Here is a 17,642-nt window from a genome sequence, read left to right as displayed (position 1 = left end):
TTCGACCCTGAAAGAGGGATTGACGAAGTGCTCGACGTCAACTTCTTCGACGAGCTGCGGATCGGCCTGGCGACCGCGGACGACATTCGACAGTGGTCTCACGGCGAGGTCAAGAAGCCGGAGACGATCAACTACCGCACCCTCAAGCCCGAAAAGGACGGACTCTTCTGCGAGAAGATCTTCGGTCCGACCCGGGACTGGGAGTGCTACTGCGGCAAGTACAAGCGCGTCCGCTTCAAGGGCATCATCTGTGAGCGCTGCGGCGTCGAGGTCACTCGCGCCAAGGTGCGGCGTGAGCGGATGGGCCACATCGAGCTTGCCGCTCCCGTCACCCACATCTGGTACTTCAAGGGCGTCCCGTCGCGCCTCGGGTATCTGCTCGACCTCGCGCCGAAGGACCTCGAGAAGGTCATCTACTTCGCCGCGTACATGATCACGTTCGTGGACGAGGAGCGTCGTACCCGCGACCTGCCGTCCCTGGAGGCGCACGTCTCCGTCGAGCGTCAGCAGATCGAGAACCGTCGCGACTCCGACCTGGAGGCCCGCGCCAAGAAGCTCGAGACCGACCTGGCCGAGCTCGAGGCCGAGGGTGCCAAGGCCGACGTGCGCCGCAAGGTGCGCGAGGGTGCCGAGCGCGAGATGAAGCAGCTGCGCGACCGCGCCCAGCGCGAGATCGACCGTCTCGACGAGGTGTGGAGCCGCTTCAAGAACCTCAAGGTCCAGGACCTCGAGGGCGACGAGCTGCTCTACCGCGAGCTGCGTGACCGCTTCGGCACGTACTTCGACGGCTCGATGGGTGCCGCTGCCCTGCAGAAGCGCCTGGAGTCCTTCGACCTCGACGAGGAGGCCGAGCGCCTCCGCGAGATCATCCGTACCGGCAAGGGCCAGAAGAAGACCCGTGCGCTCAAGCGCCTCAAGGTCGTCTCCGCGTTCCTGCAGACCAGCAACAGCCCCAAGGGCATGGTGCTCGACTGCGTGCCGGTCATCCCGCCGGACCTGCGTCCGATGGTGCAGCTGGACGGTGGCCGCTTCGCGACCTCCGACCTGAACGACCTGTACCGCCGCGTCATCAACCGCAACAACCGCCTGAAGCGCCTTCTCGACCTCGGTGCGCCCGAGATCATCGTGAACAACGAGAAGCGCATGCTCCAGGAGGCCGTCGACGCGCTCTTCGACAACGGCCGTCGTGGTCGCCCGGTCACGGGCCCCGGCAACCGTCCGCTGAAGTCGCTGTCCGACATGCTCAAGGGCAAGCAGGGTCGTTTCCGTCAGAACCTGCTCGGTAAGCGTGTGGACTACTCCGCGCGTTCCGTGATCGTCGTCGGTCCGCAGCTGAAGCTGCACCAGTGCGGTCTGCCGAAGGCCATGGCCCTGGAGCTCTTCAAGCCGTTCGTGATGAAGCGCCTGGTCGACCTGAACCACGCGCAGAACATCAAGAGCGCCAAGCGCATGGTGGAGCGCGGCCGCACGGTCGTGTACGACGTCCTCGAAGAGGTCATCGCCGAGCACCCGGTTCTCCTGAACCGTGCTCCCACCCTGCACCGCCTCGGCATCCAGGCCTTCGAGCCGCAGCTGGTCGAGGGCAAGGCCATCCAGATCCACCCGCTCGTCTGCACCGCGTTCAACGCGGACTTCGACGGTGACCAGATGGCCGTGCACCTGCCGCTCTCCGCGGAGGCGCAGGCCGAGGCCCGCATCCTGATGCTGTCCTCGAACAACATCCTCAAGCCGGCCGACGGCCGTCCGGTCACCATGCCCACCCAGGACATGGTGCTCGGTCTCTTCTTCCTCACCACGGACGAGGAAGAGATCCAGGTCATCGGTGAGGGCCGGTCCTTCGGCTCCACGGCTGAGGCCGTCATGGCGTTCGACGCTCGTGAGCTCTCGCTCCAGGCGAAGGTCGACATCCGCTTCCCGGTGGGCACCATCCCGCCGCGCGGCTGGACCCCGCCGGCGCAGGAGGAGGGCGAGCCCGAGTGGCAGCAGGGTGACTCGTTCCGTCTGCGTACGACCCTGGGCCGCGCGCTCTTCAACGAGCTGCTGCCCGAGGACTACCCGTTCGTCGACTACTCGGTGGGCAAGAAGCAGCTCTCCGAGATCGTCAACGACCTGGCGGAGCGCTACCCCAAGGTGATCGTGGCGGCGACGCTCGACAACCTGAAGGCGGCCGGCTTCTACTGGGCGACCCGTTCCGGCGTCACCGTGGCCATCTCCGACATCGTGGTCCCCGAGGCCAAGAAGGAGATCGTCGCGGGCTACGAGGCCCAGGACGAGAAGGTCCAGAAGCAGTACGAGCGCGGTCTGATCACCAAGGACGAGCGCACCAACGAGCTCATCACCATCTGGACCCGCGCGACCAATGAGGTCGCCGAGGCGATGAACGCGAACTTCCCGAAGACCAACCCCATCTACATGATGGTGAACTCGGGTGCTCGCGGAAACATGATGCAGATGCGTCAGATCGCCGGTATGCGTGGTCTGGTGTCCAACGCCAAGAACGAGACGATCCCGCGTCCCATTAAGGCGTCGTTCCGTGAGGGCCTGTCCGTACTCGAGTACTTCATCTCGACGCACGGTGCCCGTAAGGGTCTGGCGGACACCGCCCTTCGTACCGCCGACTCCGGTTACCTGACCCGTCGTCTGGTGGACGTCTCGCAGGACGTCATCATCCGCGAGGAGGACTGTGGCACCGACCGCGGTCTGAAGCTGCGGATCGCCGAGCGCGGCGCCGACGGTGTGCTGCGGAAGGCCGAGGACGTCGAGACCTCGGTGTACGCCCGCATGCTCGCCGAGGACGTCGTCATCGACGGCAAGGTCATCGCGCCGGCCAACGTGGACCTCGGTGACGTGCTCATCGACGCCCTGGTCGCCCACGGCGTGGAGGAGGTCAAGACCCGCTCGGTCCTGACCTGTGAGTCCGCGGTCGGCACGTGTGCGTACTGCTACGGCCGTTCGCTCGCCACCGGCAAGCTGGTCGACATCGGTGAGGCGGTCGGCATCATCGCCGCCCAGTCCATCGGTGAGCCCGGCACGCAGCTGACGATGCGTACCTTCCACACCGGTGGTGTGGCCGGTGACGACATCACCCAGGGTCTGCCCCGTGTCGTCGAGCTCTTCGAGGCTCGTACGCCGAAGGGTGTCGCCCCGATCTCCGAGGCCGCGGGCCGTGTCCGCATCGAGGAGACCGAGAAGACCAAGAAGCTCGTGGTCACCCCGGACGACGGCAGCGACGAGACGGCGTTCCCGATCTCGAAGCGCGCCCGTGTCCAGGTGGCCGAGGGCGACCACGTCGAGGTGGGCCAGAAGCTCACCGTGGGTGCCACCAACCCGCACGACGTGCTGCGGATCCTCGGTCAGCGTGCGGTCCAGGTCCACCTGGTCGGCGAGGTCCAGAAGGTCTACAACTCGCAGGGTGTGTCGATCCACGACAAGCACATCGAGATCATCATCCGGCAGATGCTGCGCCGCGTGACGATCATCGAGTCCGGCGACGCCGAGCTGCTGCCCGGCGAGCTGGTCGAGCGCTCGAAGTTCGAGCACGAGAACCGTCGTGTGGTCCAGGAGGGCGGTCACCCGGCCTCCGGTCGTCCGCAGCTCATGGGTATCACCAAGGCCTCGCTGGCCACGGAGTCCTGGCTGTCGGCGGCGTCCTTCCAGGAGACGACGCGAGTTCTCACGGACGCGGCGATCAACGCCAAGTCCGACTCGCTCATCGGCCTCAAGGAGAACGTCATCATCGGTAAGCTCATCCCGGCCGGTACGGGCCTGTCCCGCTACCGCAACATCCGGGTCGAGCCGACCGAGGAGGCCAAGGCCGCGATGTACTCGGCCGTCGGCTACGACGACATCGACTACTCGCCGTTCGGCACGGGCTCCGGCCAGGCCGTTCCGCTGGAGGACTACGACTACGGTCCGTACAACCAGTAAGCGAGCAGCTTGAGCTGAAGGGCGGTCATCCCTGCGGGGGTGGCCGCCTTTTGGCGGTTTCGGGGGAGTGGCGGTGGTCGGGCTCAGCTGCGGTGGAGGGGCGTTTTCCGGAGAGCCGGCACGGTTGTCGCGGGGGTCTGCTCAGGTAAGCCGTGGCAAGGGACAAGTCCGGCGTGTCGCGCGCGATCGCATTTGTTTTGACCCAGCTCCGTGAGGTAGGTACGCTCAGACCTTGTGCCTGGGGTGTGCCCTGGCTCCCGTGCGTGTCTTCTGCCGCAGGGGATGTCGCTTACGGCCACCGCAATCCGTGCCCCTCTTGCCTTACGGCTGGAGTCTGCGGGATTCGACACACCCGACCGCGTGGGTCGGCAACGTTCCAGGTTAGCTTTACTCATACGGCACACAGAAACCGGAGAAGTAGTGCCTACGATCCAGCAGCTGGTCCGGAAGGGCCGGCAGGACAAGGTCGAGAAGACCAAGACCCCGGCTCTTGAGGCCTCGCCTCAGCGTCGTGGCGTCTGCACGCGTGTGTTCACCACCACCCCGAAGAAGCCGAACTCGGCGCTCCGGAAGGTCGCGCGTGTGCGTCTGACCTCCGGCATCGAGGTCACGGCGTACATCCCGGGTGAGGGGCACAACCTGCAGGAGCACTCCATCGTGCTCGTGCGTGGCGGTCGTGTGAAGGACCTGCCGGGTGTTCGCTACAAGATCATCCGTGGTGCGCTCGACACCCAGGCGGTCAAGAACCGCAAGCAGGCCCGCAGCCGCTACGGCGCCAAGAAGGAGAAGTAGAAATGCCTCGTAAGGGCCCCGCCCCGAAGCGCCCGGTCATCATCGACCCGGTCTACGGTTCTCCTCTGGTGACGTCGCTCATCAACAAGGTGCTGCTGAACGGCAAGCGCTCCACCGCCGAGCGCATCGTGTACGGCGCCATGGAGGGCCTGCGCGAGAAGACCAGCAACGACCCGGTCATCACCCTGAAGCGTGCGCTTGAGAACATCAAGCCCACCCTCGAGGTCAAGTCCCGCCGTGTCGGTGGCGCGACCTACCAGGTGCCGATCGAGGTCAAGCCCGGCCGCGCCAACACCCTCGCGCTCCGCTGGCTCGTCGGCTACTCCCGCGCTCGTCGCGAGAAGACGATGACCGAGCGTCTGATGAACGAGCTGCTCGACGCCTCCAACGGCCTCGGCGCAGCCGTGAAGAAGCGCGAGGACACGCACAAGATGGCCGAGTCCAACAAGGCCTTCGCGCACTACCGCTGGTAGTCGCAACCCACATCGAGACCGAGAGAAGACTGAGCCGATATGGCTACCACTTCGCTTGACCTGGCCAAGGTGCGCAACATCGGCATCATGGCCCACATCGACGCGGGCAAGACGACCACCACCGAGCGGATCCTGTTCTACACCGGCGTCTCGTACAAGATCGGTGAGGTCCACGACGGCGCCGCCACGATGGACTGGATGGAGCAGGAGCAGGAGCGTGGCATCACGATCACGTCTGCTGCCACCACCTGCCACTGGCCGCTCGAGGACGTCGACCACACGATCAACATCATCGACACCCCGGGGCACGTCGACTTCACCGTCGAGGTGGAGCGCTCCCTGCGTGTGCTGGATGGCGCTGTGACCGTGTTCGACGGCGTGGCCGGCGTCGAGCCCCAGTCCGAGACCGTTTGGCGTCAGGCGGACCGCTACGGCGTTCCGCGTATCTGCTTCGTCAACAAGCTCGACCGCACGGGTGCCGAGTTCCACCGCTGCGTCGACATGATCATCGACCGCCTGGGTGCGACCCCGATCGTCATGCAGCTGCCCATCGGCGCGGAGGCTGACTTCAAGGGCGTCGTCGACCTGGTGACGATGAAGGCGTACGTCTGGTCGGCCGACGCCGCCAAGGGCGAGGCCTACGACACCATCGACATCCCGGCGACGCACACCGAGGCCGCCGACGAGTGGCGCGGCAAGCTGCTCGAGACGGTCGCCGAGAACGACGAAGAGATGATGGAGCTGTACCTGGAGGGCACCGAGCCCACCGTGGAGCAGCTGTACGCGGCGGTCCGCCGCATCACCATCGCCTCCGGCAAGGGCGGCGACACGACCGTCACCCCCGTGTTCTGCGGCACCGCGTTCAAGAACAAGGGCGTTCAGCCCCTGCTCGACGCGGTCGTGCGCTACCTGCCTTCCCCGCTGGACGTCGAGGCCGTCGAGGGCCAGGACGTCAAGGACGCGGAGAAGGTCATCGAGCGCAAGCCGTCCGACTCCGAGCCGCTGTCGGCCCTCGCGTTCAAGATCGCGAGCGACCCGCACCTCGGCAAGCTCACCTTCATCCGGGTTTACTCGGGTCGCCTGGAGGCCGGCACCGCGGTGCTGAACTCCGTCAAGGGCAAGAAGGAGCGCATCGGCAAGATCTACCGCATGCACGCGAACAAGCGTGAGGAGATCGCGTCGGTGGGCGCCGGTGACATCGTCGCCGTCATGGGCCTGAAGCAGACCACCACCGGTGAGACGCTGTGCGACGACAAGAACCCGGTCATCCTGGAGTCCATGGACTTCCCGGCGCCGGTGATCCAGGTCGCGATCGAGCCCAAGTCCAAGGGTGACCAGGAGAAGCTGGGTGTCGCCATCCAGCGTCTCGCGGAGGAGGACCCCTCCTTCCAGGTGCACTCGGACGAGGAGACCGGCCAGACCATCATCGGTGGTATGGGCGAGCTCCACCTCGACGTCCTGGTCGACCGCATGAAGCGGGAGTTCAAGGTCGAGGCCAACGTCGGCAAGCCGCAGGTCGCGTACCGCGAGACGATCCGCAAGGCCGTCGAGCGCGTGGACTTCACGCACAAGAAGCAGACCGGTGGTACCGGTCAGTTCGCGAAGGTCCAGATCGCGATCGAGCCCATCGAGGGCGGCGACTCGTCGTACGAGTTCGTCAACAAGGTCACCGGTGGCCGCATCCCCAAGGAGTACATCCCCTCGGTGGACGCGGGTGCGCAGGAGGCCATGCAGTTCGGCATCCTGGCGGGCTACGAGATGACGGGCGTCCGCATCACGCTCATCGACGGTGCCTACCACGAGGTCGACTCCTCCGAGCTCGCCTTCAAGATCGCCGGTTCGCAGGCGTTCAAGGAGGCCGCGCGCAAGGCCAGCCCCGTGCTGCTCGAGCCGATGATGGCCGTCGAGGTCACCACGCCCGAGGACTACATGGGTGAGGTCATCGGCGACATCAACTCCCGCCGTGGCAACATCCAGGCCATGGAGGAGCGCGCCGGCGCTCGCGTCGTGAAGGGCCTCGTGCCCCTTTCGGAGATGTTCGGCTACGTCGGCGACCTCCGCAGCAAGACCTCGGGTCGCGCAAGCTACTCGATGCAGTTCGACTCCTACGCCGAGGTTCCCCGGAACGTCGCCGAGGAGATCATCGCGAAGGCCAAGGGCGAGTAACTCACCCGAGTTCACGCTTTAGGCTTGTCACCGGAGCCTGCTGGGGCATTCCGTCCGATTCCGTGACGGAGTGCCCCGGGCCCCGGCATCCCAGCAAAGATCACCTGGCGCCGATGAGTAAGGCGTACCAGAACCACTCCACAGGAGGACCCAGTGGCGAAGGCGAAGTTCGAGCGGACTAAGCCGCACGTCAACATCGGCACCATCGGTCACATTGACCACGGTAAGACGACCCTCACGGCCGCCATTACCAAGGTGCTGCACGACGCGTACCCGGACCTGAACGAGGCCTCGGCCTTCGACCAGATCGACAAGGCTCCCGAGGAGCGCCAGCGCGGTATCACCATCTCCATCGCGCACGTCGAGTACCAGACCGAGGCGCGTCACTACGCCCACGTCGACTGCCCGGGTCACGCGGACTACATCAAGAACATGATCACGGGTGCCGCGCAGATGGACGGCGCCATCCTCGTGGTCGCCGCTACCGACGGCCCGATGCCGCAGACCAAGGAGCACGTGCTCCTGGCCCGCCAGGTCGGCGTTCCGTACATCGTCGTCGCCCTGAACAAGGCCGACATGGTGGACGACGAGGAGATCCTGGAGCTCGTCGAGCTCGAGGTCCGTGAGCTCCTCTCCGAGTACGAGTTCCCGGGCGACGACCTGCCGGTCGTCAAGGTCTCGGCGCTCAAGGCCCTCGAGGGCGACAAGGAGTGGGGCAACTCCATCCTTGAGCTCATGAAGGCCGTCGACGAGTCGATCCCGCAGCCCGAGCGCGACGTCGACAAGCCGTTCCTGATGCCGATCGAGGACGTCTTCACGATCACCGGTCGTGGCACCGTCGTCACCGGTCGTATCGAGCGTGGTGTCCTCAAGGTCAACGAGACCGTTGACATCGTGGGCATCAAGCAGGAGAAGACCACCACCACGGTCACCGGCATCGAGATGTTCCGCAAGCTGCTCGACGAGGGCCAGGCCGGTGAGAACGTCGGTCTGCTCCTCCGTGGCATCAAGCGCGAGGACGTCGAGCGCGGCCAGGTCATCATCAAGCCGGGCTCGGTCACCCCGCACACCGAGTTCGAGGCCCAGGCGTACATCCTGTCCAAGGACGAGGGTGGCCGTCACACGCCGTTCTTCAACAACTACCGTCCCCAGTTCTACTTCCGTACGACTGACGTGACCGGTGTTGTGGAGCTCCCCGAGGGCACCGAGATGGTCATGCCCGGCGACAACACTGAGATGACGGTCAACCTCATCCAGCCCGTCGCCATGGAGGAGGGCCTGAAGTTCGCCATCCGTGAGGGTGGCCGGACCGTGGGCGCCGGCCAGGTCACCAAGATCATCAAGTAATTGATGCTCTGACCTGGTAGCTCCTTGGAGCTACAGCTCAAGTCGAAGCCCCCGTACGCCTGTTGCGTACGGGGGCTTCGGCCGTTCTTCAACTGTTCGGCGGGGCGCCGGGTTTGACAAGACCTCTTCGAGGGGTACGCTTCCGGGCCCCGATTGGCGCCCGGTGCGACCCATATGGCACACTGTCCAGGTTGCTCGGTTGAGTGCCGATGCTGCGCGCCTCCCGCCGGGAGGACCGGAAGCGAGTCCCACAGTACTCGTCGCCCCAACTGCCGTGAGGCAGCGCTGGAGCGGACGTACGGGAATCTTCCGGGAAGTGTCAGCGGGGTGCCTCGGCCAGGCATCCGGTGGCCAGGCTGGTGAACAGCACAGTCTTCCTCGGCCGCGGTCTTCGGGCCCGCACCCCCTAGCAGGGAATTTTCCTTCGGGAGATCCGTGTCAGCGAGGTTGCGACACGCCCGACCGCGTGGGTCGGAGAAGAGTGGAAGCTGCCGGGTTCCAGAGCGTTACGAGAGACAGGACTACTAAGTAGCCATGGCGGGACAGAAGATCCGCATCCGGCTCAAGGCCTACGACCACGAAGTCATCGACTCCTCGGCGAAGAAGATCGTCGAGACGGTGACGCGTACTGGTGCGTCGGTCGCGGGCCCGGTGCCGCTGCCTACCGAGAAGAACGTGTACTGCGTCATCAAGTCGCCGCACAAGTACAAGGACTCGCGCGAGCACTTCGAGATGCGCACGCACAAGCGCCTGATCGACATTCTCGACCCGACGCCCAAGACCGTTGACTCTCTGATGCGACTCGACCTTCCGGCCGGTGTCGACATCGAGATCAAGCTCTAAGGGCCCGGTGATCGAGAATGGCTAAGCAGATCAAGGGCATCCTGGGCGAGAAGCTCGGCATGACTCAGGTGTGGGACGACAACAACCGCGTTGTCCCCGTCACCGTCGTCAAGGCCGGCCCGAACGTCGTGACCCAGGTCCGTACGAATGACACCGACGGCTACGAGTCGGTCCAGATCGCCTTCGGCGAGATCGACCCTCGCAAGGTGAACAAGCCCCTCAAGGGCCACTTCGCCAAGGCCGACGTGACCCCGCGCCGCCACCTGGTGGAGCTCCGTACCTCCGACGCCAGCGAGTACACGCTCGGCCAGGAGATCACTGCCGAGGTCTTCGAGTCCGGCGTCAAGGTTGACGTCACGGGCAAGACCAAGGGCAAGGGCTTCGCCGGTGTCATGAAGCGCCACAACTTCAAGGGTGGCAAGGCGTCCCACGGTGCCCACCGTGTGCACCGTATGCCCGGTTCCATCGGTGGCTGCGCCACCCCCGGTCGTGTCTTCAAGGGCATGCGGATGGCCGGTCGCATGGGCAACGAGCGGGTCACCACCCAGAACCTGACCGTCCACGCCGTTGACGCGGAGAAGGGTCTGCTGCTCATCAAGGGCGCGGTTCCTGGTCCGAACGGCGGCCTCGTCCTGGTCCGTACCGCGGCCAAGGGGGCCTGAGGTAACCGATGAGCACCATTGACATCCTTTCGCCGGTTGGCGACAAGGCCGGGTCCGTCGAACTCCCTGCGGAGATCTTCGACGCCAAGGTCAGCATTCCGCTGATCCACCAGGTTGTTGTCGCGCAGCTGGCCGCTGCCCGCCAGGGCACGCACAAGACCAAGACTCGCGCCGAGGTCCGCGGCGGTGGCCGTAAGCCTTACCGCCAGAAGGGCACCGGCCGCGCGCGCCAGGGTTCGACCCGTGCGCCGCAGTTCGCCGGCGGTGGCGTGGTCCACGGCCCCGTGCCGCGTGACTACTCGCAGCGCACCCCGAAGAAGATGAAGGCCGCCGCCCTGCGCGGTGCCCTCACCGACCGGGCGCGTCACGACCGCATCCACGTCGTGTCCGACGTGGTCGAGGGCGACATCTCCACCAAGGGCGCCAAGACCCTCCTGGGCAAGATCTCGGAGCGCAAGAACCTGCTCCTGGTCGTCACCCGCGAGGACGAGAAGGCCCTGCTGTCCGCCCGCAACCTGCCCCAGGTGCACATCCTGGAGCCGGGCCAGCTGAACACGTACGACGTGCTCGTCTCGGACGACGTGGTCTTCACCAAGGCCGCCTTCGACTCCTTCGTCGCTGGCCCCAAGGCCGCTGAGACCGAAGGGAGCGAGGCCTGATGTCTGAGGCCACCGTCACCAGCAAGACCTTCACCGACCCGCGCGACGTCCTCGTCAAGCCGGTTGTTTCGGAGAAGAGCTACGCGCTGCTCGACGAGAACAAGTACACGTTCATCGTCGCGCCTGGCTCCAACAAGACCCAGATCAAGCAGGCCGTCGAGGCGGTCTTCTCGGTCAAGGTCACCGGGGTCAACACGATCAACCGTCAGGGCAAGCGGAAGCGCACCCGCACCGGTTTCGGCAAGCGTGCCGACACCAAGCGGGCCATCGTGACCCTCGCCGAGGGCGACCGTATCGACATCTTCGGCCAGGCCTCCTAACGGAGTGCCCTGGTCCGATATCGGACGAGGACTGAGAAATGGGAATCCGCAAGTACAAGCCGACGACGCCGGGCCGCCGTGGCTCCTCCGTCGCCGACTTCGTCGAGGTCACGCGGTCCACGCCGGAGAAGTCGCTGGTCCGCCCGCTGCACAGCAAGGGCGGCCGTAACAATTCCGGTCGTGTGACCGTCCGCCACCAGGGCGGTGGCCACAAGCGCGCCTACCGAGTGATCGACTTCCGTCGTCACGACAAGGACGGCGTGCCGGCGAAGGTCGCGCACATCGAGTACGACCCCAACCGCACCGCGCGCATCGCGCTGCTGCACTACGCAGACGGCGAGAAGCGCTACATCATCGCTCCGCGTGGCCTGAACCAGGGCGACCGGATCGAGAACGGCCCCGGCGCCGACATCAAGCCCGGTAACAACCTGGCGCTCCGCAACATCCCGGTCGGTACCACGATCCACGCGATCGAGCTCCGTCCCGGTGGTGGCGCGAAGTTCGCCCGTTCCGCGGGTGCCTCCGTGCAGCTGCTTGCGAAGGAGGGCTCGATGGCCCACCTCCGCATGCCGTCCGGAGAGATCCGCCTGGTCGACGTCCGCTGCCGCGCCACGATTGGCGAGGTCGGCAACGCCGAGCAGTCGAACATCAACTGGGGTAAGGCCGGCCGTAAGCGCTGGCTGGGCGTCCGACCCACCGTTCGTGGTGTCGTGATGAACCCGGTTGACCACCCGCACGGTGGTGGTGAGGGCAAGACCTCCGGTGGTCGCCACCCGGTCTCGCCCTGGGGCAAGAAGGAAGGCCGTACTCGTTCGCCCAAGAAGGCGTCGAACAAGTACATCGTCCGCCGCCGCAAGACGAACAAGAAGCGCTAAGGACGGGTTGAGATGCCTCGTAGCCTGAAGAAGGGGCCCTTCGTCGACGACCACCTGATCAAGAAGGTGGACGTACAGAACGAAGCTGGTTCCAAGAACGTCATCAAGACCTGGTCCCGACGCTCCATGATCGTGCCGGCCATGCTCGGCCACACGCTCGCGGTGCACAACGGCAAGACCCACATCCCGGTGTTCGTCACCGAGTCGATGGTCGGCCACAAGCTCGGCGAGTTTGCGCCGACCCGCACCTTCCGCGGCCACGTCAAGGACGACCGCAAGTCGAAGCGTCGCTGACGAGGCGGGTGCAGAGACTGATGAAGAACACCGAAGGGACAACCATGGAAGCCAGGGCCCAGGCGCGGTACATCCGCGTCACGCCCATGAAGGCCCGCCGCGTGGTGGACCTCATCCGTGGCATGGATGCCACGGAGGCCCAGGCGGTCCTGCGTTTCGCCCCGCAGGCCGCGTCCGTGCCGGTCGGCAAGGTGCTTGACAGCGCCATCGCCAACGCCGCGCACAACTACGACCACACCGACGCCTCTTCGCTGGTCATCAGCGAGGCGTACGTCGACGAGGGCCCGACCCTGAAGCGGTTCCGTCCGCGTGCCCAGGGCCGTGCCTACCGGATCCGCAAGCGGACCAGCCACATCACCGTGGTCGTCAGCAGCAAGGAAGGAACCCGGTAATGGGCCAGAAGGTAAACCCGCACGGGTTCCGGCTCGGTGTCACGACCGACTTCAAGTCGCGTTGGTACGCCGACAAGCTGTACAAGGACTACGTCAAGGAAGACGTCGCCATCCGTCGGATGATGACGTCCGGCATGGAGCGCGCCGGCATCTCGAAGGTTGAGATCGAGCGCACCCGTGACCGTGTCCGCGTGGACATCCACACCGCCCGTCCGGGCATCGTCATCGGCCGCCGTGGCGCCGAGGCCGACCGCATCCGCGGTGACCTCGAGAAGCTCACCGGCAAGCAGGTCCAGCTGAACATCCTCGAGGTCAAGAGCCCCGAGACCGATGCGCAGCTCGTGGCCCAGGCCGTTGCCGAGCAGCTGTCCTCCCGCGTCTCCTTCCGTCGCGCCATGCGTAAGAGCATGCAGGGCACGATGAAGGCCGGCGCCAAGGGCATCAAGATCCAGTGCGGCGGACGTCTCGGCGGCGCCGAGATGTCGCGCTCGGAGTTCTACCGCGAGGGCCGTGTGCCCCTGCACACGCTCCGCGCGAACGTCGACTACGGCTTCTTCGAGGCCAAGACGACCTTCGGCCGCATCGGCGTGAAGGTCTGGATCTACAAGGGCGACGTCAAGAACATCGCCGAGGTCCGCGCCGAGAACGCCGCTGCCCGCGCCGGTAACCGTCCGGCCCGTGGTGGCAACGACCGCCCGGCCCGTGGTGGCCGCGGTGGCGAGCGTGGCGGTCGCGGTCGTAAGCCGCAGCAGCAGGGGGCCCAGGGCCAGCAGCAGACCGCCGAGGCCCCCAAGGCCGACGCTCCTGCCGCTGCCGCTCCGGCTGCTGAGAGCACCGGAACGGAGGCCTGACCGAAATGCTGATCCCCCGTAGGGTCAAGCACCGCAAGCAGCACCACCCGAAGCGCAGCGGTATGTCCAAGGGTGGTACGCAGGTTGCGTTCGGCGAGTACGGCATCCAGGCGCTCACCCCGGCCTACGTGACGAACCGTCAGATCGAGGCCGCTCGTATCGCGATGACCCGTCACATCAAGCGTGGCGGCAAGGTCTGGATCAACATCTACCCGGACCGCCCCCTCACCAAGAAGCCTGCCGAGACCCGCATGGGTTCCGGTAAGGGTTCGCCGGAGTGGTGGGTCGCCAACGTCAAGCCCGGACGCGTCATGTTCGAGCTGTCGTACCCCAACGAGAAGATCGCGCGCGAGGCGCTGACTCGTGCGGCGCACAAGCTGCCGATGAAGTGCAGGATCGTTAAGCGCGAGGCAGGTGAAGTGTGATGTCGGCCGGTACCAAGGCGTCCGAGCTCCGTGAGCTCGGCAACGAGGAGCTTGTCGCCAAGCTTCGTGAGGCCAAGGAAGAGCTGTTCAACCTCCGCTTCCAGGCGGCGACCGGGCAGCTCGAGAACCACGGCCGGCTCAAGGCCGTCCGCAAGGACATCGCCCGTATCTACACCCTCATGCGTGAGCGTGAGCTCGGCATCGAGACGGTGGAGAACGCCTGATGAGCGAGAAGACTGTGACTGAAGAGACTGCCGCCCGCGGCTTCCGCAAGACCCGTGAGGGTCTCGTCGTCAGCGACAAGATGGACAAGACCGTCGTCGTCGCTGTCGAGGACCGCGTCAAGCACGCGCTGTACGGCAAGGTCATCCGCCGTACGAACAAGCTCAAGGCGCACGACGAGCAGAACGCTGCCGGCGTCGGCGACCGCGTCCTCCTGATGGAGACGCGTCCGCTGTCGGCGACCAAGCGCTGGCGCATCGTCGAGATCCTCGAGAAGGCCAAGTAATTCTCCGAGGGGCATCCCCCTCGGAGTTCGTTCCGCCAGGCTCCCGGGGCAGTTCGCTGAACTGCCCCGGGGGAACCGGCAGACAAACAGGAGATAGACGTGATCCAGCAGGAGTCGCGACTCAAGGTCGCCGACAACACTGGTGCGAAGGAAATCCTTTGCATCCGTGTTCTCGGTGGCTCGGGTCGCCGCTACGCGGGCATCGGTGACGTCATCGTCGCCACCGTCAAGGACGCGATCCCCGGTGGCAACGTGAAGAAGGGTGACGTCGTCAAGGCCGTCATCGTTCGCACCGTCAAGGAGCGCCGCCGTCCGGACGGCTCGTACATCCGCTTCGACGAGAACGCCGCCGTCATTCTGAAGAACGACGGCGACCCTCGCGGCACCCGTATCTTCGGCCCCGTCGGCCGTGAGCTGCGCGAGAAGAAGTTCATGAAGATCATCTCGCTCGCGCCGGAGGTGCTGTAAGCATGAAGATCAAGAAGGGCGACCTGGTACAGGTCATCACCGGTAAGGACAAGGGCAAGCAGGGCAAGGTCATTGCCGCTTACCCGCGCGACGAGCGTGTCCTGGTCGAGGGTGTCAACCGGGTCAAGAAGCACACCAAGGCCGGCCCCACGGCCTCCGGCTCTCAGGCCGGTGGCATCGTCACGACCGAGGCCCCGATCCACGTCTCCAACGTCCAGCTGGTCGTGGAGAAGGACGGCAACAAGGTCGTCACGCGCGTCGGTTACCGCTTCGACGACGAGGGCAACAAGATCCGCGTTGCCAAGCGGACGGGTGAGGACATCTGATGACGACCACCACCACTCCGCGTCTCAAGACGAAGTACCGCGAGGAGATCGCGGGCAAGCTGCGTGACGAGTTCAAGTACGAGAACGTCATGCAGGTTCCCGGCCTCGTCAAGATCGTGGTCAACATGGGTGTGGGCGACGCCGCCCGCGACTCCAAGCTGATCGAGGGTGCCATCAAGGACCTCACCACGATCACCGGTCAGAAGCCGGCCGTCACCAAGGCCCGCAAGTCCATCGCGCAGTTCAAGCTGCGCGAGGGTCAGCCGATCGGTGCCCACGTCACGCTCCGTGGCGACCGCATGTGGGAGTTCCTGGACCGCACCCTGTCGCTCGCGCTTCCGCGCATCCGCGACTTCCGTGGTCTGTCCCCCAAGCAGTTCGACGGCCGTGGCAACTACACCTTCGGTCTCACGGAGCAGGTCATGTTCCACGAGATCGACCAGGACAAGATCGACCGCGTCCGGGGTATGGACATCACCGTGGTCACCACGGCGACCAACGACGACGAGGGCCGTGCCCTTCTGCGTCACCTCGGCTTCCCGTTCAAGGAGGCGTGAGCGAGATGGCGAAGAAGGCTCTCATTGCCAAGGCTGCTCGTAAGCCCAAGTTCGGTGTGCGTGGCTACACCCGCTGCCAGCGCTGCGGCCGCCCGCACTCCGTGTACCGCAAGTTCGGCCTGTGCCGCGTGTGCCTCCGTGAGATGGCTCACCGTGGCGAGCTGCCGGGCGTGACCAAGAGCTCCTGGTAATTCCCCAGTTGGGGATTGCCCGGATCTCTCGGTAAGCAAAGGGTCGGCAGAGGCCCTTCTCTCCATGGCTTAGGCTAGGAGGGTTGGGCGCTCTGCCGCCCTGACCGACTTACTACGCCGTAGGTCCCCGCGCCGCACCCGTCCTGCCTCTGAGTGGGGAGAGGGATGGCGCATACAGGAAACCCCGGTGAGAGAGGCCGAAGGCCAATTCATGACCATGACTGATCCGATCGCAGACATGCTTACGCGTCTGCGGAACGCGAACTCGGCATATCACGACCAGGTGTCGATGCCGCACTCCAAGATCAAGTCGCACATCGCGGAGATCCTCCAGCAGGAGGGCTTCATCACGGGCTGGAAGGTCGAGGACGCCGAGGTCGGCAAGAACCTCGTCCTCGAGCTGAAGTTCGGCCCGAACCGTGAGCGCTCCATCGCGGGCATCAAGCGGATCTCCAAGCCCGGTCTCCGGGTTTACGCGAAGTCCACCAACCTGCCGAAGGTCCTCGGCGGCCTCGGCGTGGCGATCATCTCCACGTCGCACGGTCTCCTGACCGGCCAGCAGGCAGGCAAGAAGGGCGTAGGCGGAGAAGTTCTCGCCTACGTCTGGTAACGGAAGGGAACGGAGGAAACAGCTATGTCGCGTATTGGCAAGCTCCCCATCACGGTTCCCGCCGGAGTGGACGTCACCATCGACGGCCAGTCGGTCCAGGTCAAGGGCCCCAAGGGCTCGCTGACCCACACCGTTGTGTCGCCGATCGAGATCGCCAAGGGTGAGGACGGCGTCCTGAACGTCACCCGCCCCAACGACGAGCGTCAGAACAAGGCCCTGCACGGCCTGTCCCGCACGCTGGTGGCGAACATGATCACCGGCGTGACCCAGGGTTACGTGAAGAAGCTCGAGATCAGCGGTGTCGGTTACCGCGTCCTGGCGAAGGGCTCCAACCTGGAGTTCTCGCTCGGCTACAGCCACCCGATCCTGATCGAGGCGCCCGAGGGCATCTCGTTCAAGGTCGAGTCGCCGACCAAGTTCTCGGTCGAGGGCATCGACAAGCAGAAGGTCGGCGAGGTTGCGGCCAACATCCGCAAGCTGCGCAAGCCCGACCCGTACAAGGCCAAGGGCGTCAAGTACGAGGGCGAAGTTATCCGCCGCAAGGTCGGAAAGGCGGGTAAGTAAGCCATGGCATACGGGCAGAAGATCCTGAAGGGCGACGCTTACAAGCGTGCTGCCATCAAGCGTCGCCACATCCGTATCCGGAAGAGCATCTCCGGTACGGCGGAGCGTCCGCGCCTGGTCGTCACCCGCTCGAACCGCAACATCGTCGCCCAGGTCATCGACGACGTGAAGGGTCACACCCTCGCGTCCGCTTCGACCCTGGACGTTTCGATCCGCGGTGGCGAGGGCGACAAGTCCGCGCAGGCCAAGTCCGTCGGCGCCCTGGTTGCCGAGCGCGCCAAGGCCGCCGGTGTCGAGACCGTCGTGTTCGACCGTGGTGGTAACCAGTACGCCGGGCGCATCGCCGCCCTGGCGGACGCCGCCCGCGAAGCCGGCCTGAAGTTCTGAGCCGG

Annotated in this window: 23 protein-coding genes; all 23 read left to right on the top strand. The window is 65.5% G+C overall.

The window, feature by feature from the left end:
* The first annotated feature begins 27 nt into the window (after positions 1-27).
* On the top strand, positions 28-3,927 hold the full coding sequence (locus tag RCO28_RS18070) for a DNA-directed RNA polymerase subunit beta' (protein ID WP_308942155.1): 3,900 nt from the start codon (positions 28-30) through the stop codon (positions 3,925-3,927).
* 420 nt (positions 3,928-4,347) lie between these two features.
* Complete coding sequence (rpsL, locus tag RCO28_RS18065; protein ID WP_007265893.1) at positions 4,348-4,719, top strand: 30S ribosomal protein S12; 372 nt, start codon at positions 4,348-4,350, stop codon at positions 4,717-4,719.
* A gap of 2 nt (positions 4,720-4,721) precedes the next feature.
* Positions 4,722-5,192: a 30S ribosomal protein S7 gene (rpsG, locus tag RCO28_RS18060; protein ID WP_161692954.1), complete on the top strand. Its 471-nt coding sequence runs from the start codon at positions 4,722-4,724 to the stop codon at positions 5,190-5,192.
* A 39-nt stretch (positions 5,193-5,231) separates the two neighbouring features.
* Positions 5,232-7,358 carry an elongation factor G gene (gene fusA, locus RCO28_RS18055; protein ID WP_308942154.1) on the top strand — a complete coding sequence of 709 codons (2,127 nt, stop codon included), beginning with the start codon at positions 5,232-5,234 and terminating at the stop codon, positions 7,356-7,358.
* A gap of 153 nt (positions 7,359-7,511) precedes the next feature.
* Entirely contained in the window at positions 7,512-8,705 is a 1,194-nt protein-coding gene (tuf, locus tag RCO28_RS18050; RefSeq protein WP_308942153.1) for an elongation factor Tu, read from the top strand.
* A 534-nt stretch (positions 8,706-9,239) separates the two neighbouring features.
* Entirely contained in the window at positions 9,240-9,548 is a 309-nt protein-coding gene (rpsJ, locus tag RCO28_RS18045; protein ID WP_003948644.1) for a 30S ribosomal protein S10, read from the top strand.
* A 17-nt stretch (positions 9,549-9,565) separates the two neighbouring features.
* The gene (gene rplC, locus RCO28_RS18040) at positions 9,566-10,210 is read left to right on the top strand and encodes a 50S ribosomal protein L3 (protein WP_308942152.1); all 645 of its coding nucleotides are present in this window, start codon (positions 9,566-9,568) and stop codon (positions 10,208-10,210) included.
* 8 nt (positions 10,211-10,218) lie between these two features.
* Positions 10,219-10,869 carry a 50S ribosomal protein L4 gene (rplD, locus tag RCO28_RS18035; protein ID WP_308942151.1) on the top strand — a complete coding sequence of 217 codons (651 nt, stop codon included), beginning with the start codon at positions 10,219-10,221 and terminating at the stop codon, positions 10,867-10,869.
* A complete protein-coding gene (rplW, locus tag RCO28_RS18030; protein WP_308942150.1) occupies positions 10,869-11,189 on the top strand; it encodes a 50S ribosomal protein L23 in 321 nt (106 codons plus the stop codon). The genes rplD and rplW overlap by 1 nt, the downstream gene beginning before the upstream one ends.
* A 38-nt stretch (positions 11,190-11,227) precedes the next feature.
* The gene (gene rplB, locus RCO28_RS18025) at positions 11,228-12,064 is read left to right on the top strand and encodes a 50S ribosomal protein L2 (RefSeq protein WP_161692948.1); all 837 of its coding nucleotides are present in this window, start codon (positions 11,228-11,230) and stop codon (positions 12,062-12,064) included.
* A gap of 12 nt (positions 12,065-12,076) precedes the next feature.
* Positions 12,077-12,358 (top strand): 30S ribosomal protein S19, encoded by a 282-nt coding sequence (gene rpsS / locus RCO28_RS18020; RefSeq protein WP_282511172.1) that lies wholly within the window; start codon positions 12,077-12,079, stop codon positions 12,356-12,358.
* Between the two features lie 44 nt (positions 12,359-12,402).
* Positions 12,403-12,750 carry a 50S ribosomal protein L22 gene (gene rplV, locus RCO28_RS18015; protein ID WP_004571827.1) on the top strand — a complete coding sequence of 116 codons (348 nt, stop codon included), beginning with the start codon at positions 12,403-12,405 and terminating at the stop codon, positions 12,748-12,750.
* Complete coding sequence (gene rpsC, locus RCO28_RS18010; protein ID WP_308942149.1) at positions 12,750-13,601, top strand: 30S ribosomal protein S3; 852 nt, start codon at positions 12,750-12,752, stop codon at positions 13,599-13,601. Before rplV ends, rpsC begins: the two co-directional genes overlap by 1 nt.
* 5 nt (positions 13,602-13,606) lie before the next feature.
* A complete protein-coding gene (gene rplP / locus RCO28_RS18005) occupies positions 13,607-14,026 on the top strand; it encodes a 50S ribosomal protein L16 (protein ID WP_282535570.1) in 420 nt (139 codons plus the stop codon).
* A complete protein-coding gene (gene rpmC / locus RCO28_RS18000) occupies positions 14,026-14,250 on the top strand; it encodes a 50S ribosomal protein L29 (protein ID WP_030759371.1) in 225 nt (74 codons plus the stop codon). The genes rplP and rpmC overlap by 1 nt, the downstream gene beginning before the upstream one ends.
* Positions 14,250-14,534 carry a 30S ribosomal protein S17 gene (gene rpsQ / locus RCO28_RS17995; protein WP_018528358.1) on the top strand — a complete coding sequence of 95 codons (285 nt, stop codon included), beginning with the start codon at positions 14,250-14,252 and terminating at the stop codon, positions 14,532-14,534. The genes rpmC and rpsQ overlap by 1 nt, the downstream gene beginning before the upstream one ends.
* Positions 14,535-14,633: 99 nt before the next feature.
* Positions 14,634-15,002, top strand: a complete 369-nt coding sequence (gene rplN, locus RCO28_RS17990; protein ID WP_093613756.1) for a 50S ribosomal protein L14 — start codon at positions 14,634-14,636, stop codon at positions 15,000-15,002.
* A gap of 2 nt (positions 15,003-15,004) precedes the next feature.
* Positions 15,005-15,328, top strand: coding sequence for a 50S ribosomal protein L24 (rplX, locus tag RCO28_RS17985; RefSeq protein ID WP_018543913.1), 324 nt, complete (start codon positions 15,005-15,007; stop codon positions 15,326-15,328).
* Positions 15,328-15,885 carry a 50S ribosomal protein L5 gene (gene rplE, locus RCO28_RS17980; protein WP_308942148.1) on the top strand — a complete coding sequence of 186 codons (558 nt, stop codon included), beginning with the start codon at positions 15,328-15,330 and terminating at the stop codon, positions 15,883-15,885. The genes rplX and rplE overlap by 1 nt, the downstream gene beginning before the upstream one ends.
* A 5-nt stretch (positions 15,886-15,890) precedes the next feature.
* On the top strand, positions 15,891-16,076 hold the full coding sequence (locus RCO28_RS17975) for a type Z 30S ribosomal protein S14 (RefSeq protein WP_003948630.1): 186 nt from the start codon (positions 15,891-15,893) through the stop codon (positions 16,074-16,076).
* A gap of 211 nt (positions 16,077-16,287) precedes the next feature.
* On the top strand, positions 16,288-16,686 hold the full coding sequence (gene rpsH, locus RCO28_RS17970; RefSeq protein ID WP_308942147.1) for a 30S ribosomal protein S8: 399 nt from the start codon (positions 16,288-16,290) through the stop codon (positions 16,684-16,686).
* Positions 16,687-16,710: 24 nt separating this feature from the next.
* Positions 16,711-17,250 carry a 50S ribosomal protein L6 gene (rplF, locus tag RCO28_RS17965; RefSeq protein WP_308942146.1) on the top strand — a complete coding sequence of 180 codons (540 nt, stop codon included), beginning with the start codon at positions 16,711-16,713 and terminating at the stop codon, positions 17,248-17,250.
* Positions 17,251-17,253: 3 nt separating this feature from the next.
* A complete protein-coding gene (gene rplR / locus RCO28_RS17960; protein WP_308942145.1) occupies positions 17,254-17,637 on the top strand; it encodes a 50S ribosomal protein L18 in 384 nt (127 codons plus the stop codon).
* Positions 17,638-17,642 lie beyond the last annotated feature (5 nt).

The sequence above is a fragment of the Streptomyces sp. LHD-70 genome (genome assembly GCF_031157275.1).
GTDB lineage: Bacteria > Actinomycetota > Actinomycetes > Streptomycetales > Streptomycetaceae > Streptomyces.
Note: the sequence above shows the minus strand (reverse complement) of the source record. Positions and strands in the feature narration are given on the sequence as shown.

Coding starts and splice junctions, on each gene's coding strand:
- rpsQ (WP_018528358.1), top strand. CDS start 14,250: ATGAGCGAGAAGACTGTGACTGAAGAGACTGCCGCCCGCGGCTTCCGC.
- rplW (WP_308942150.1), top strand. CDS start 10,869: ATGTCTGAGGCCACCGTCACCAGCAAGACCTTCACCGACCCGCGCGAC.
- rpsS (WP_282511172.1), top strand. CDS start 12,077: ATGCCTCGTAGCCTGAAGAAGGGGCCCTTCGTCGACGACCACCTGATC.
- RCO28_RS17975 (WP_003948630.1), top strand. CDS start 15,891: ATGGCGAAGAAGGCTCTCATTGCCAAGGCTGCTCGTAAGCCCAAGTTC.
- fusA (WP_308942154.1), top strand. CDS start 5,232: ATGGCTACCACTTCGCTTGACCTGGCCAAGGTGCGCAACATCGGCATC.
- rpsG (WP_161692954.1), top strand. CDS start 4,722: ATGCCTCGTAAGGGCCCCGCCCCGAAGCGCCCGGTCATCATCGACCCG.
- rplX (WP_018543913.1), top strand. CDS start 15,005: ATGAAGATCAAGAAGGGCGACCTGGTACAGGTCATCACCGGTAAGGAC.
- rplP (WP_282535570.1), top strand. CDS start 13,607: ATGCTGATCCCCCGTAGGGTCAAGCACCGCAAGCAGCACCACCCGAAG.
- rplV (WP_004571827.1), top strand. CDS start 12,403: ATGGAAGCCAGGGCCCAGGCGCGGTACATCCGCGTCACGCCCATGAAG.
- rplF (WP_308942146.1), top strand. CDS start 16,711: ATGTCGCGTATTGGCAAGCTCCCCATCACGGTTCCCGCCGGAGTGGAC.
- rplB (WP_161692948.1), top strand. CDS start 11,228: ATGGGAATCCGCAAGTACAAGCCGACGACGCCGGGCCGCCGTGGCTCC.
- rplR (WP_308942145.1), top strand. CDS start 17,254: ATGGCATACGGGCAGAAGATCCTGAAGGGCGACGCTTACAAGCGTGCT.
- rpmC (WP_030759371.1), top strand. CDS start 14,026: ATGTCGGCCGGTACCAAGGCGTCCGAGCTCCGTGAGCTCGGCAACGAG.
- rpsJ (WP_003948644.1), top strand. CDS start 9,240: ATGGCGGGACAGAAGATCCGCATCCGGCTCAAGGCCTACGACCACGAA.
- rplC (WP_308942152.1), top strand. CDS start 9,566: ATGGCTAAGCAGATCAAGGGCATCCTGGGCGAGAAGCTCGGCATGACT.
- rpsC (WP_308942149.1), top strand. CDS start 12,750: ATGGGCCAGAAGGTAAACCCGCACGGGTTCCGGCTCGGTGTCACGACC.
- rplE (WP_308942148.1), top strand. CDS start 15,328: ATGACGACCACCACCACTCCGCGTCTCAAGACGAAGTACCGCGAGGAG.
- rplD (WP_308942151.1), top strand. CDS start 10,219: ATGAGCACCATTGACATCCTTTCGCCGGTTGGCGACAAGGCCGGGTCC.
- rpsH (WP_308942147.1), top strand. CDS start 16,288: ATGACCATGACTGATCCGATCGCAGACATGCTTACGCGTCTGCGGAAC.